General features: G+C 65.7%; 13 protein-coding genes. 5 read left to right on the top strand and 8 right to left on the bottom strand.

Annotated elements, in window-relative coordinates:
• Positions 1–219: 219 nt before the first annotated feature.
• On the bottom strand, positions 220–1,119 hold the full coding sequence (locus tag AC5RWT_RS12680; protein ID WP_494080507.1) for an HNH endonuclease family protein: 900 nt from the start codon (positions 1,117–1,119) through the stop codon (positions 220–222).
• 327 nt (positions 1,120–1,446) lie between these two features.
• Between AC5RWT_RS12680 and AC5RWT_RS12675 the strand changes: the two genes are divergently transcribed.
• A complete protein-coding gene (locus AC5RWT_RS12675; protein WP_494080506.1) occupies positions 1,447–2,205 on the top strand; it encodes a CPBP family intramembrane glutamic endopeptidase in 759 nt (252 codons plus the stop codon).
• A gap of 82 nt (positions 2,206–2,287) precedes the next feature.
• On the opposite strand, the gene AC5RWT_RS12670 is transcribed toward AC5RWT_RS12675, so the two are convergent.
• A complete protein-coding gene (locus tag AC5RWT_RS12670; RefSeq protein WP_494080505.1) occupies positions 2,288–2,818 on the bottom strand; it encodes a DUF2306 domain-containing protein in 531 nt (176 codons plus the stop codon).
• Positions 2,819–2,907: 89 nt separating this feature from the next.
• On the opposite strand from AC5RWT_RS12670, the gene AC5RWT_RS12665 reads away from it, so the two are divergent.
• On the top strand, positions 2,908–3,489 hold the full coding sequence (locus tag AC5RWT_RS12665; RefSeq protein WP_494080504.1) for a DUF7010 family protein: 582 nt from the start codon (positions 2,908–2,910) through the stop codon (positions 3,487–3,489).
• 178 nt (positions 3,490–3,667) lie between these two features.
• Positions 3,668–4,186 (top strand): hemerythrin domain-containing protein, encoded by a 519-nt coding sequence (locus tag AC5RWT_RS12660; RefSeq protein ID WP_494080503.1) that lies wholly within the window; start codon positions 3,668–3,670, stop codon positions 4,184–4,186.
• Between the two features lie 33 nt (positions 4,187–4,219).
• Here AC5RWT_RS12660 and AC5RWT_RS12655 read toward each other — a convergent pair whose 3' ends face one another.
• The 5 genes from AC5RWT_RS12655 to AC5RWT_RS12635 all read right to left on the bottom strand — a co-directional run bounded on the left by AC5RWT_RS12655 (position 4,220) and on the right by AC5RWT_RS12635 (position 9,975).
• Positions 4,220–5,497, bottom strand: a complete 1,278-nt coding sequence (locus AC5RWT_RS12655) for a CAP domain-containing protein (protein WP_494080502.1) — start codon at positions 5,495–5,497, stop codon at positions 4,220–4,222.
• 224 nt (positions 5,498–5,721) lie between these two features.
• A complete protein-coding gene (locus tag AC5RWT_RS12650; protein WP_494080501.1) occupies positions 5,722–6,759 on the bottom strand; it encodes an LLM class flavin-dependent oxidoreductase in 1,038 nt (345 codons plus the stop codon).
• Positions 6,760–6,842: 83 nt separating this feature from the next.
• Entirely contained in the window at positions 6,843–8,261 is a 1,419-nt protein-coding gene (locus AC5RWT_RS12645; protein WP_494080500.1) for a lipase maturation factor family protein, read from the bottom strand.
• 210 nt (positions 8,262–8,471) lie between these two features.
• Positions 8,472–8,573, bottom strand: coding sequence for an MFS transporter small subunit (locus AC5RWT_RS12640; RefSeq protein ID WP_414962484.1), 102 nt, complete (start codon positions 8,571–8,573; stop codon positions 8,472–8,474).
• Position 8,574: 1 nt separating this feature from the next.
• Positions 8,575–9,975, bottom strand: a complete 1,401-nt coding sequence (locus AC5RWT_RS12635) for an OFA family MFS transporter (protein ID WP_494080499.1) — start codon at positions 9,973–9,975, stop codon at positions 8,575–8,577.
• Between the two features lie 183 nt (positions 9,976–10,158).
• On the opposite strand from AC5RWT_RS12635, the gene AC5RWT_RS12630 reads away from it, so the two are divergent.
• On the top strand, positions 10,159–11,754 hold the full coding sequence (locus AC5RWT_RS12630; protein ID WP_494080498.1) for an exo-alpha-sialidase: 1,596 nt from the start codon (positions 10,159–10,161) through the stop codon (positions 11,752–11,754).
• An 89-nt stretch (positions 11,755–11,843) separates the two neighbouring features.
• Entirely contained in the window at positions 11,844–13,529 is a 1,686-nt protein-coding gene (locus tag AC5RWT_RS12625; protein WP_494044244.1) for a threonine/serine exporter family protein, read from the top strand.
• A gap of 114 nt (positions 13,530–13,643) precedes the next feature.
• Here AC5RWT_RS12625 and AC5RWT_RS12620 read toward each other — a convergent pair whose 3' ends face one another.
• Entirely contained in the window at positions 13,644–14,531 is an 888-nt protein-coding gene (locus AC5RWT_RS12620; protein WP_494080497.1) for a siderophore-interacting protein, read from the bottom strand.
• Positions 14,532–14,587 lie beyond the last annotated feature (56 nt).

Below are 14,587 nucleotides of genomic sequence, written 5' to 3'. Positions count from 1 at the left end.
CATTGGCGGTGAACGGGACCGGTTCAGCAGCGCTGCTCTGCTCAGTCACGGCTGCCTCCATCGACTTTTCGGTGAGAACAGGTTCATTAAGCGCCCCACGGAGACGAGGTGGCAAGGGTCGGTCAACCAGCCCACCCGCAGCGGGTGGGCTGGTGGGCCACTGACTCGCGTGAAACAAGACGTCCCTCCGGACTGGACCGGGGGACTTCTTGCGGGCGGTTAGACCCGCCAGCGCAGGCGCCTGTCCATGGACGAAGCCTTGCAAGTGTAGGTCTTGCCTTTGGCGCTGATGCCCTTGTGCCCCTTGACCGCTGCGGCGCAGAAGGCGCCGGGATGCACGCCCTTGACGGTCTTGGCCGGGGTGGTGCTCTTGGCCGGAGTCTTGGGCGTCGAGGCCTTGCCAGCGGGCTTGATGGCGGTGACCTTCACGACCTTCTGGCCGGGGCACGCGGTGAGGACCCGCTGCATGGCAGCTTTTTCGGCGGAGGTAACCGACAGGGCGTACTTCTTCTTCACCGCAATCTGGGTGGCTACGTAGGTGCACCTGAAGGCCTTGTTTTTGGGCAGCCAGGCGCTAGCCTCCCGGTCGCCCTTGGCGCGGTTGGCGGAGGCGTCCACGGCGCGCAGGTTCAGCGGGTCGTTGGCGAACGCGGTGCGCTGCGTGGTGGAAAGCTTCTGGGCACCGGACACCCAAGCCTGGCCGAGGGCGACGACGTGGTCGATGTCCACCTTGTTGCCGCCGCGGACGTGCCTGATGGTCTTGCCCGTGTAAGGGTCTTCCAGAGTCCCGGAGGCGACGACGCATTTGCGGGTGCCGGGCTTGAAACGGTCCTTGGTCAGGTCGCGCTTGAGGATGTCATTGCGGGCGTCACAGCCATTACGGTCCGGGTCCTTCCAGCCGTTGCCGAACTTGGCCCGCGCATAGCCGGTCTTGGCGGCCTTGCCCTTGACCGGGAGGGTGTTCAGTACCGAGGAAGCGCTGGTGGTGGCCTTTGAGCTAGCGGCTTCGACTGGAGTCGCGGCGGAGAAACCCCCGAGCAGCAGGGCCCCGGCAGTGACGATGGCGGCCAGCGGCCGGCCCAGGCGGTTAATACCCAGGCGGTTAATAAGCGTGTTCATGATCCCCCGTGTGTGTCCGGCTCAAATCCCGGACGGATTCAGTGCGAGTCGGCTGGACCTGATCCTGCCATGCCAACAGAGCGGACCGGGGCAGGCAGGGCCGTGCCAGCGCCCCGGTATTGCGCGCTCTCGGGGCTTTCTCTCAGCCGTTAATTGCCGCGAGTTGCTCGGGGCACAGGAGCCAGCGCCAAGCGTTCGACGCGGATTCGGGCAACTGCTCGGCCGTGGGGACGAGTTCGTCCTCGGACGGTATCCGCCGGCAACACGGCGCCGGAGGGTTCGCCAGCTTGAGCCGGGCCTTCGTCTCCGTCGCCTACACTCGCGCTTGTGAACCTAGCCGTCCGCGCCCCATTCCGCCCGCTCCTCGCTTTGAACCTGCGCACCGGAATCCTGCTGCTTGTCCTCTTTGGGGTGGTGCGGGTAGCCCTCGTGTTGCAGGCGAACGTGACCGGAAGCTATCAGATTGTGAGTCTCGTGTTCGTGGCGATGATCGTGCTGCCGCTGATAATGCTCACACGGGAAGGGCGCACGCGCATTGGTTCGGTACGACCGTCACGGTGGCGGTGGGTAGTGCCGGCGTTGATTGCCGGAGTCGCCATGGCACTCACGGTCCACGCCGCAGCCGCCGCGCTGTGGGGCCATACGCTCTCCCACCCGTTCGCTTATATCGCCCGCTCGTACTCGGACGTGCCGGCGTCGCCTTCTGACGAAGACCGCCTGATCTACTTCATCATCTTCGCGGTGGTCGGGATGCTCTTCAGTCCGATCGGGGAGGAGTTGTTGTATCGGGGCGTCGCTCACGAGAGTATCGCTGCGGGCCTAGGTGACAGACGCGCAGCGATTATCGACGCGGCAGCGTTCGCAGTCACCCACCTCGCACACTTCGGCCTCGTGTTCGTGGCAGGAGCCTGGGCATTCCTGCCGCTGCCCGCGCTTTTCTGGGTTTCGGCCATGTTTCTCGCCTCGCTGGCGTTCTATGGCTTCCGGATGTTGACGGGATCCTTAGTCGGCGCCATAACTGCCCATGCGGGATTTAACCTCGCAATGAACTGGGTCATCTTTTACGCCATCATCCCTCAAGCATGACCCAATTCGATCTCGGGGCGGACAGCTTGGCCACATCCGGGTAATCGCTTTCATGAAGCGGGGCAATCCTTCATCGCTGCGCTTAGCCATCGGCGGCTGAGCCGACCACATCTCGAGGTGTGGCCGGCTTGTCTGGCAGATCTTTTGTTTCCGTCAGAAGGCGTGAAAATCCGAGGACGGTGAAAAGCGCAGCGAGGACGATCGCCGCTATCCACAGTGATAGGCCAGTCAGATCATGGATCGCCATTTGAGGTATCCGGCGCTCCGGGACCACGACGACGCCGATGAAAGCTCCCAGCACGCCGAAATAGCTACCCTTCATAAATGAACGGTGTGCTTGGATCTTCTTCTTTCGTGCGGCCCATAAGCCGATGGACACCGTGAAGAAAGTAAACACGGCCAGGCCATGTAGCCAAGTAAATCCGCCATTCAGGGTTTGAATGCCGAACGATGTCAGCGTTACAACGTACATCGCGAACACCCATAAACGGCCTATTGTGCGGTGGATGGCCTCGCCTTTGGCGGGGTGTAGCAACTGAAAGGCACCGAACAAGATGGAAAATGCCGCTGCTACGGCATGGATAGCGATAAGGAAGGTCCATTGAGGAGGCATGAAAGAATCCTAAACGGTGAACACCGTAACAAAGATGAACATTTGGGCTCTTCCTTGTCTTTTATCCTTGAGACCTCTTGACTATTTTCGTGACTGAACAATCCGTTCGTGAATGGACCGTGAACGAAGCGCGGAGCACTGCATCCGGTACGGCAGCCCAAGGCGCGGCCTGGCTCATTGCTTTCGGCAGCACCTTGTCCATCGCTGCAGTGCTTTCCTTCCTTCTGCCGCTTGAAGTCGCCGTTCTGGTGGCCGTCTTCCAGGGAGGCGTAGCCCTGCCGCTTGCCTTCGCCCTCGAACGTCGGCTGGGAACCGCGCCCATGCCCCCGGACCATCCCTTGCGCTCGCTGTCGGTTCAACTGGCTATGGTGCAGATCGTCGCGCTGCCTGCGGTGATCATGATGTACACACAGAATCCAGCTCTGGTGCCGGCCGTCTTTGCGGCGATCGGCGGCGCACATTTCCTGCCCTACGTTTGGCTGCACCAGACGAAGATTTATCTCTATCTGGCGCTCGCCGTGGCTTTGGGCAGCTGGGCCATCACCCTGGCCGCGGGCGAGGGCGCCTACCGTTGGGTGATGGTCTGGTGGCCGATCTGCTACATCGTTGCCGCGGCACTGCTCTGGCGCCGGCACCGGCAATTGCACCCGTCTGGCCGGGGCGACCAGTAGAGAGCGCAACGCCAGGGACCGGCGGTCATTAAACCGGCCAGTGCTCCTCCCGCGTGGTCCACGATCGGACGACTGCACGCTTGCGGCGGCCGGACCCTCGACAGGCTGGTGGTCCACGTCGACAATGGACGAACCCAGCCTGTCGAGCGGCGGGCCACCTCAACCCGAGGAGCACCTAGTGACCGAGACCAATGTTGAGGCAGAGAACGCGGCCGTGGACGCAATGGTGCGCCATCACACCGAACTAGTGGCGCGGGTGCAGGCGACGACGGCGGAGCTCACGCGCGCCATCGACATCGGAGACGAGGACACCGCCTACAACGCGCACGGCATCCTGCTGGAGTGGGGCGAGCGGGAAATGCTGCCGCACGCCGCGGCGGAAGAGGCCCAGCTATACGGGCGGGCCGGAGCGAGGGAGGAAGCCCGGCTGCTGGTGGAGGCGCTGACGGCCGACCACAAAGACCTGGCCGCGCTGCTGGATGAGCTCCGAGGCGCCGCGGGAATCGAGGCTGCCTCCGTTGCCTCGTCGTTGTCCCGCGTATTTGCCCTGCACATCGAGAAGGAGAACCGCGTGCTGCTGCCCTTCATCGCCCGGACTCCCGATTTGTCCCTGTCCGCGGCGGTCGAAGGGCTGGTGGAACTCGTCGGTGACACCCATGTGCACGCGCCGGATGAGAGCAGGCACGCCCACGGCTAAGCGAGGCGTCCGGGGCCCAAGCGGGCACGTCCGTCAACTCCCGATGGTCAGCGTCTCCCAGCCGCCAACGCCAATGACCGCACGTTTACCCAGCTTGTTGGCCAGGATCTGGTAGTGATACAGGTTGCCGCGGCTGTCCCGGGCCAGCAATCCGGTTTTCCCGTCGCCGAGATGGTTCTGGATCATCGACAGGTGTTTCATCCCATTCCAGCCTGACGGCACGATGATCCGCCGTGACTCGGAGACGAACTTGCCGGCGCCATTGGAGCGGTATAGCTTGAGTTGCCCTGTGGTGGTCTTGGCGACCACGTCCATCTTCGCGTCGCCGTCGATGTCTGCGGAGAAGATCGACAAAGACTTCCAACCGGTCCCCAAATTGGTGCGACTGCCGTGCTTGAGGCCGGCCGGGTTCGCGTAGTGGTACAGCCGGCCGGTAACCGTGTTGCGGGCCAGCAGCGTCGGGTACGTGTCGGCCTGTTTCCAGGCGGTAACGGTGACGTCGTAGTTACCCCAGCCGGAGGAGCCGATGGTGGCAGCTTTCTGCAGGCCGCCGGTCGCCTTGCCGAAGTGGGCGGTGAGCTTTCCGGACTTCCAACGGGCGACCAGATCCAGCACGCCGTCGGCGTTCCAATCGGCTACCTCCACTTGGGCCACACCCTTGAACCCGCCGGCGACGTACCGGCGCTTGTAGAGGTCATGGCCCTTGGCCGAATCATAGACATAAAGGTTTCCGGCGGAATCAACGGCAGCGATGTCCCCATGCTGGAAGCTGGCCCTGACCATGCCCGGGTGCGGCGGCAGTTTGGCCCTCGTGGATGCGTAGCCGGCGATGTTCGCCACCGCCACCGTCATCCCGTACCAATCCTTGTGCGTGGTTTTCATGTAACCCACCCCGATGTCCGTCGCGTTGGGGCTGAGCAGCCCGGCGCGGTGGGCGGGGGAGTCCATCCACCAGTCCACAACGTCTCGGGCGGTGTGGTTGATGGCGATGTTCTCGGTGTACCAGTCGAAGCCGCTAGGGATTTCCTTGCTGCCGTAGCCGGACCGGTGGATCTTCTCCATGTCCAACTTGTTCTTATTGATCCGCGTATTCAGTTCCTCGGACCACTGCTGCGCAACATTGCCCGCATTCTGGTTCCAGACCACCGGCGACAACCCGTTCTGTGCGCGGTACAGGTTGGTCAACCGGAGCACTTCGGCAACGAAGGGATCCTTGGCGGTCCGGGTTGCGGCCGAGGCCGGCGAAAGCCCGGCAAAGGCCAGGGCCAGCAGCAGGACCGCTGCGATGAAAGGTTTTATGGAGGTGCGCACCCACTCAGGGTAAACCGTTCACCCATCTCGCGGCACCCTTCGGAGTGCTAACGGATAGCGGGGACGGGGAAAATCAGGTCCGAGGCAGGCCTCGGGCCAGGAAGAATCGGCCGGAATCAGGCCCGGCTCCGGTCCAACCCAAGAACAAAGACATACGACGCCGGCGGGAGGCTTTCTCGCGAAAGTCTCCCGCCGGCGTCGTACTTAAGTGAAGCTGCCGGGCGCTACTGCGCCAGCTTCTCCCGCACCAGCGGGGCCACCTTGGTGCCGTAGAGCTCGATGGACTTCATCAGCTTCTCGTGCGGGAGTGTTCCCAGGCTGTACTTCATGTCCCAGCGGGAGAGGCCCAGGCCCTTGGCCACCTTGACGATCTTGGTGGCCACGGTCTCCGGCGAGCCGACGAACAGGGCGCCGTCCGGGCCCGCCTCGGCTTCGAACTGGCCGCGGGTCATCCGGCTCCAGCCGCGCTCGCGGCCGATCCGCTCCTGCATGTCGGCATACGGCAGCCACATCTCCTCGCGGGCTTCTTCGTCCGTGTCCGCGACGTAGCCGGGCGAGTGCGCGCCGATGGGCAGCGCGGGCTTTTCGAACTGGTCCAGCGCGCGCTGGTAGAGGTCGGTGAAGGGCGCGAAGTTCATCGGCGCGCCGCCGATAATGGCCAGCATCAGCGGCAGTCCGTAGTGGGCGGCGCGGACCACCGACTGCGGCGTGCCGCCAACGGCGATCCAGGTCTTCAGGCTGCCGGAGGCCGTGGGCGGGTAGATCCGCTTGTTGTCCAGCCGGGGCCGGGTGCGGCCGGCCCAGGTGACCGGTTCCTCCTTGAGCAGTTCGGTGAAGAGCTGGAGCTTCTCGTCGAAGAGGACGTCATAGTCGGCCAGGTCCAGGCCGAACAGCGGGAAGGACTCGGTGAAGGAGCCGCGGCCCAGGATGACCTCGGCGCGGCCGTTGGAGGCGGCGTCCAGGGTGGAGAAGCGCTGGAAGACGCGGACGGGATCGTCCGAGCTGAGCACGGTGACGGCGGAGCCCAGCCGGATCCGGCTGGTCTGGCCGGCGATGGCGGCGAGCACCACGTCCGGTGCGGACACGGCAAAGTCCTCGCGGTGGTGTTCGCCGATGCCGATGAAGTCCAGGCCCACCTCGTCGGCCAGCTTGGCTTCGGCGATAACGTTCCGGATTACCTGATCGTGCGGCAGGAGTGTTCCATCCGCCCCGGTGGTGACGTCCCCGAAGGTGTCCAGCCCGAGTTCGATTGTTTGCGCCACGCGGTGGCCGCCTTTCGTCTGCGTTGAGGGGTGCATGCAAATGCATCTTGTGGTTACAGGCGGAAACCGCGGGGAGGGTCAGGTTATTCCGCCGTGCGCGGCCGGGAGAGCGGGGGCACCAGTTGGCCCGACTCGTTCCTGATCCACCACTGCCCGGTCCGCCGCCGCTCCGCCCAGGTGGAAAAGCGGTAGTGGTACAGCATCGCGCGGACCATCAGCGGCGGTTCCCCGTTGAACGGATCGTGCCGCAGCAGCTTCAGCGTGGCCCTGTCCGCCTCCAGCAGCCGCCGCAGCAGCGGGATAAACCAGCTTGCGCCGGGGGAACCCAGGGCCAGGAACCACATCAGCCAGTCCAGCCTCAAGTGGTACGGGGCGAATTGCCGCGGCATCCGCCGCGGGTCCCCGGGCTTGCCCTTGAAACCGTACTCTTGCCAGTGGACCCCGTCCGCCGACCCTTCCACCACCACTTCGTAACGCTGCCGGGTGATGGACCCGAACGCGCCGTACGCGTTGGCCAGGTGCCAGCTATTGAAGCTGGCGTTCATCAGCTGGCGCTTGGCGAACAGGTTCTTCAGCGGCCAGTAGCTCAGATACACCAGCAGGGCGCTGACCGCCAGCACCAGCACGGTGAACCACACCGGCTCCGGCTGGTACTGCGGAGTGAAGTCGCCGACGGGCAGGACGGCCTGCACCGCGTGGTCGGACACCGCGGAGAAGGCCAGCAGGATGGTCAGGGTGTTCAGCCAGGCGAAATTGCCGGAGGCCACCAGCCACAGCTGCGTGATGATCACCACTGCAGCCGCGATGCTGCCCACCGGCTGGGGAAAGAACAGGAAGAAGGGCACCACGAGCTGGGCAAAATGGTTGCCGGCCACCTCTACCTTGTGCAGCGGTTTGGGCAAGTGGTGGAAGAACCAGCTGGCAGGATTCGGCATCGGCTGGGTCTCGTGGTGGTAGTACAGGGCGGTCAGGTCCCGCCAGACGGTATCGCCGCGCATCTTGATCATGCCGGCACCGAACTCCAGCCGGAACACCAGCCAAATAAACAGCCAGAGCACCGGAGCCGGCGGCGCCACCCGGTCCGAGCCCAGGAACGCGGCCAGGAACCCCGCCTCCAGCAGCAGCGTCTCCCAGCCGAAGCCGTAGAAGGTCTGGCCCACATTCACAATGGACATGTACAGGAACCACAGGGCCAGGAACGCTAGCAGCGGCAGCCACGGCGGTCCCCATTGCGGCAGTCCGGCCACCAGCAGCGCTGAAATCACGACGCCGGTGCCCGCCACCGCGCGCAGCCTTCCGTCGGTGTAGCCCCAACGGAAGAGCGTGAAGCCGCGCGGCGTACGCCGTTCCAGCAGCTGTGGCACGGGGAGCAGCCCGTGTTCGCCCAACAGGGCGGGGAACTGGGCCAGGGCGGATGCGAAGGCAATCAGGAACACCGCGGCGATGCCGCGCTGCAGCACTTGCCGCGCCAGCTCGAACCCCTCGGCGCTGAACCACTCCATGGCACCTCCAACGCTACGGCGGACCGGTCTAGTGTCAAGACAGCGGGTCCGGCCATAACTGCGGGCCCGGGGTCGGACAGTGACGCGGCCGAAGGGAGCGGGTCCAGACAACGTGCGGGCCCCTCTCCACGCGGCAGGCCCGGCTCATGAGAGCCGGGCCTGCGGATGCGTCTCGTTTGACCGGGGCTGCCGGCCAAACGGTTTGAAGGATCAGCCGAAGAGCGCCGGGACCTTCATCAGGGTCTGGGTGATTCCGTAGAGCAGAGGGATGCCGACCAGCACCCAGCCGAGGGCTACTTGTGCTTTCTTCATGTCAGGCCTCCTTTCCGGCCATCGCGGTTTCGCCGGTTTCTCTGGCCGGGGCCTCATGGAATTTGCTGTCCACCGGCTTGACCATCAGATTGGCAAGGAAACCGATGACCAGCAGGCCCACCATGGTCAGCAGTGCCGGCTGGTAGGCCTGCGCTGTGAGCTCGCCGGGCTTGCCCTGCGCGTCCAAGAAGGCGTTGACGATTAGCGGTCCGGCAATGCCGGCGGCGGACCAGGCCGTGAGCAGCCGGCCGTGGATGGCGCCCACCTGGAAGGTGCCGAACAGGTCGCGCAGGTAGGCCGGAACCGTGGAGAAGCCGCCGCCGTAGAAGCTGATGATGACGGCGGCCAGCAGCACATACAGCCCGGTGGACGAGTAGCCGAACAGGGCCAGCACCACGTAGAGCACGGCGCCGACGCCCAGGTACAACATGTAGTTGTTCTTGCGGCCCAGATAGTCGGACGTGGTGGACCAGACGAACCGGCCGCCCATGTTCGCGATCGAGAGCAGCCCCACGAAACCGGCGGCAACGCCCGCCGTCACCAGCGAGACGCCGTCGGGCTGGCGGAAGAAGTCCTGGATCATCGGCGAGGCCTGTTCCAGGATGCCGATGCCCGCCGTGACGTTGCAGAACAGGGCGATCCACACCAGCCAGAACTGGCGGGTCTTGATGGCGTTCTTCGCCGAGACGTTCGCCGTGGTGACCAGTGCCTTCGTCTTGACCTTGGCGGCGTCGAAGCCGTCCGGCTTCCAGTCGGCTGCCGGAACCTTGATGGTGAAGGCGCCGAACAGCATGTAGGCCAGGTAGACCACGGCCAGGGTCAGGAAGAGTTTGCCGACCGCGTCGCCGCTGGCCACCCAGCCCGGCGTGCCGTCGAAGCTGGGGTCGTAGAACTGCAGCAAGGCCGTGGAGACCGGGCTGGCGATCAGAGCGCCGCCGCCGAAGCCCATGATCGCCATACCGGTGGCCAGGCCGGGGCGGTCGGGGAACCATTTGATCAGCGTGGACACGGGGGAGATGTAGCCGATGCCCAGGCCGATGCCGCCGATCACGCCATAGCCCAGATAGACCAGCCAGAGCTGACCGGTAAAGATGCCCACCGAACCGACCAGGAAGCCGGAACTCCAGAAGAGAGCCGAGGTGAACATGGCCATTCGCGGGCCGTTGCGGTCCACCCAGGTGCCCATCACCGCGGCGGACAGACCCAGCATCACCATGGCAATGGAGAAGATGATGCCGATCTCGGTCAAGCTCACGTCAAAATGGGCCACCAGCGCGTTCTTGTACACGCTGGTGGCGTAGGCCTGGCCAATGCACAGATGCACGGCCAGGGCCGCTGGCGGAATTAGCCAGCGGTTGAAGCCCGGAGGGGCGATCGTACGCGATCGCTCCAACCAACTCATCGTTGGGCGTCCTTTCAAAGACGGGGTGCGAGGCAAAACTGCAACATGTGTTTCAGTTCACATCCTGACTGATAGTTAAGCTAGGCAACCGGATTCGCTCGGCGTGTCGCGCCACCTTTCCCACGGCCGGGCCGTCCCGGCGCCCCCTGCCCTAAGGGCAGCGTGGCCGGTACGGTGGAAGATATGGAACAGGTCCTCGCCGTTCGGGGCGTGGGGGGCTACCGCCGCTACCGGGCCCCGGCGCTCGCCGTCGCCCCCACCGGCAGTGTGATGGCCGCCTATGCAGGCCTGGACGGGCAGGGCGGATTACGCCGCTCCGGTGACCTCCTGCTGCGCCGCAGTTTCGACGGCGGAGCCAGCTGGGAGCCGCAACAGGTGGTCTGGGCGGGCCAAGCCGGGCAGGCTCCGGGCCGGCCCGGGCTGCTGTCCGACGCCGCGACCGGGCGGATCCTGATGGCCTTTGTGGCCCGGGAGAAGGCCAGCAGCGTTGGCCCGGTTGCTCCCGCCGCCGCGGACCGCCGCTTTGAGCTGGTTTCATCCGACGACGACGGCGCCACCTGGCAGCACCGGACGGTCACCCCGCGGTTGGCCTCGGACGCCGTGACCGGGCTGGCCGGTGCCGGCTCAGGGAGCGGGCTGCATGCCGGGCCATTCACCGGACGGCTGCTGGTGCAGTTCGGCGTGACGGCCAAGGGCGGGCGGTCTGGTGCAGCGTCCGGCTACAGCGACGATCACGGTGACAGTTGGACTGTGGGCGAGCCGCTGGATGCGCCGACCTCAAATCCGACGGTCTCGGAGGTGCTGGGGGCCTCCGAGACCTTCGAGGCGCCGCCGGTTTCCCCGGCACTGGAAACGCCGGAGCCGGACCCGGGCGCTGCGGCCTGCTTGGCTGACGGCCGAGTGCTGCTGCAGATTGGCGCCGCTCCCATCCGGTGGGCTGCCGTCTCCGACGACGGCGGGCACAGCTATGGACCCCTCAAGCCCGTCGAGGAGCTGCCCGATCCGGGCAGCGCCGGCTCCCTGATTCGCTTCGACGGGTTGCCAGCCTTGGGCGGGCTGGCCGCCCCGGTGAGCGGCCACTGGTTGCTCGCTGCCAACTGCCAGGATGCCGGGCTGAACCGGAACGTGGTGCTCAGCCTGTCGCGGGACGACGGGGAATCCTGGCCGCACAAACTCACCATCTGGGGCGGCGGAGCCAGTGGCCCGTCTGTGGTGCGGCTGGCCGACGGGCGGATTGGCGTGCTGTACGAGCGGCAGGGCGGCCTCGAACTGGCCTACGACACCGCCGATCCCGGGATGCTGCGGACGGCATGGCCCCGGGGAGCGGTGACGCGAAAGCCCGGCGAAGGCAGAGGATCGCGGCCCGAGACCGGCCCGCTGCCGCTGGCCAGAGATTATCCGTTGCGCTTCGACATGGTGCTGCACGACATCGTCGGTACGGACAAGGGGCCCCCGGAGCCGGGCTATCGCACCGGGGATATGCTCGTTTTTGCCGGACGGGCCCGGGTATTGGGACCGGAGTACCTGAGCGTGCAGCTGTCCGGTGCGTTCGACAACGCCGGGAGTTTTCCGCCGCAGCGACTCGGGCCGGGCGGGGAAGCGCACTACTTCCATCCCGTCCACACGGTGACCACCGCCGACGTCGCTGCCGGCCGTTTCACCGTAGCCTTCACCTGTACCGCAGCCCCGGTGAACGCCGCTTCCGGAAGTGCCGCGGTGGTGGGCCGAACGCGGGAGTTCAGCCTCGACGTCGTGAGCGGAGAAATCAGCGAGGGGTGACGCGGCTCTCTGCCGCTTCGGGAGTGTTCTCGCGGTGTCAGTGTGCAAGGATTTAAACCGGGATCAACGACGCCGCCGTGACGGCGGCGATGACGCAGAACGGAGTGGGAGTGCAGGACAAGGACCCAGACCAGGAATCCATGTCGCCCATGACTCCGCAGGCGGGAATGCTGCCAATCATCAAGCCGAAGAATGTTCCTGTTCCCGACGCCGGCTCCGGCCGTTCCGCCGCCCCCGGACGCACCGGCTCCACCGCCGGGCCACAGCCCACGCATCCTCCCGTGCCGCGTCCGACGGATCGGCCGGTGGCCAAGCAGGTCAAGCCCGTTCCGACCGGAACCGCACCGCTGCGCGCTTCAGCGGCGGCATCGCGCTCCAACGCGGCGGCGCGCCGGATGCTGCGCAAGCTGGTGCAGGGCGAGGCGCCGCCCACCGCGCCGATGAGCATTGTGGAGCGGCTGGCCGGCAGTCCGTACGCCAATCCGATGATCCAGGCTGCCGGAATCGATGCCTCCGCGCGGATCACGTTGGACTTTGCCCTGGACGTGGCGGAAACCATGTTCCGCTACGGGGCCGGCGCGCTGGAGGTGGAGACGAGCATCATTGCGGTCACGGCGGCGTTCGGCCTCAGCGACATCGACGTGGACATCACCAACCAGTCCGTGCTGATCAACTACGCCAAACCGGACACCGTGCCGATCACCGTGATGCGCGTGGTGCGTTCCTGGACCAACAACTACGCCGGCCTGTCCCTGGTGCATGAGCTGGTCACCGACATCGTCAACGGTGGCGTAGGCCGCAGCGAAGCCAAGGAGCGGCTGCAGGAAATAACCTCCCGACCCAAGCCCTTCCCGCGCTGGATGGCGATCGGCGCCGGCGGCGTTTTCGCCGGAGCCATCGTTGCCTTCCTCGGCGGCAGCATTTTCGCTGCCCTCGTGGGCAGCATCTCCACCCTGCTGATGGGTTTGGTGGGGAAGAAGCTGAGCAAGTGGCGGATGCCGGACTTCTTCATCACCGGCATCGGCGCTTGCCTGGCCACGGTGATGGCGCTGCTGTTCTGGGCCCTGCACGTTCCGTTGAGCCCCTCGCTGGTGATCGCAGGCGGCATCCTGTTCCTGCTGCCCACCGGGCGTTTAGTCTCAGCCACGCAGGACGCCATCAACGGCTTCCCGGTCACCGCTTCCGGGCGCTACCTCTCCGCCTTCTTCACCTTCGCCGCGATTGCCGCGGGCGTCGCGGTGGGGCTGGTGGGAGGCACCATGGCCGGCATCAGCCTGCCTGAAGTCTTTGTGCAAGGCGAGGGAAACTACCCCTATGTGGTGCGGGCGCTCCTGCTGGTGGTGGCGACGATGGCCATCTGCATGACCGAGCAGACCAAACTGAACATGCTGCTGCCCACGGCCGCCGTGGGCCTGGCGGGGCTGCTGATCTACGACTTCGTGTTGTGGGCAGGAATCGGGGACCGGATCGCGCCGGCCGTCGGCGCCGTGGTGATCGGTTTCCTGGGCCGCATTGTCGGCCTGCGGATGGGCTCGCCGCAGCTGGTGGTGGCCGTCCCCGCAGTGCTGTTCCTGCTGCCTGGCCTGTCTGTGTTCCGGTCCATCTTCGAACTGACCGTCAACTCGGAGGCGCCGTTCAATGGCATTCTGGGGCTGTTCGGTGCGCTGACAGTGATCCTGGCGATCGCCGGCGGCGCGGTGCTGGGCGACAACTTGGCCCGCCCGTTCACCAAGGGACTGGGATCGAACGAAAGCCGGCGGGCCCGCCGCCGGTAGGGCACACGGGTGCCGGCGGGGGCGCTCGGGTAAGGACGGGGCAGGCCGGGGGCCGCCAGCGCGGGCCGGATCAGGCCTGGGGATCGTTGCGGAAGGGCGCCGGGGTGGGCCGGATCAGGCCCGTTCGTTCTCCGGGAAGATCTGCCCCACCTCGGTGCGCTTCTCAGCTTGGAAAGCGTCTTCGGCCCGGCCGTAGGCCCAGTAGCCGGAGATCGAGACCTGATCGCGGGACAGCCCGTGGTCCTTGAACAGCACGTCGCGCAGCGACTTCACCTCGCCGCGCTCACCATGGACGAAGGCATCCACTCGGCCCTCGGACCATTCCAAGGCGGAGATAGCGTCACGCAGCATGGTTGCGGTCCCGGGCGTCTGTCCGTGGCGGAACAACCAGTGGATCTTCAGGCCGGCCGGGGTTTCCAGTTCCTGGACGTCGTCCTCGGAATCCACTTCCAGGAAGGCATGGCCACGGGCATCCGGAGCCAAGGCCTCGATGGCCGCCGCAATGGCGGGGAGTGCCGAATCGTCGCCGGCAAGCAGGTACCAGTCGGCGTCGGGGTCGGGCCGGTAGGCTCCGCCGGGGCCGTTGAACATCATCCAGTCGCCCGGCTTGGCCCGCGCAGCCCAGGGTCCGGCGAGGCCTTCCTCGCCATGGACCACAAAGTCGACCACGAGTTCGCGCGTCTCGCGGTCGACTCGCCGAACTGTGTAGGTGCGGGTGACGGGCAGCTTGTCCGCCGGCAGCGTTTCCTTGAGCTCCGCCACATTGACCGGGAGCTCCACGTTCAGGGACGGATCCAGGAAGAAAATCTTGATGTACGGGTCCGTCGCCTCCTTCGCTGCATACCTCTGGGCAAACGAATCAAAGGCGTCCCCGCTGGCATACACGCGGACCATGTGCTTTGAGAGCCACTCCGTGCGCGTCACCTGAAGGTTGGTCTGCACCCGTGGCGGCCGGCCGCTCCGTCCGGGGCGGGCGGGGGCTGCTGCCGGTTGCGTCTGCATAGGGGTACTACTCCTGACAAAGGGTAACTACTAGTTAGGCCAACCTAACTCACGGT

Source organism: Arthrobacter sp. Dra40, from assembly GCF_059091905.1.
This window is presented reverse-complemented; position numbering and strand designations above follow the sequence as displayed.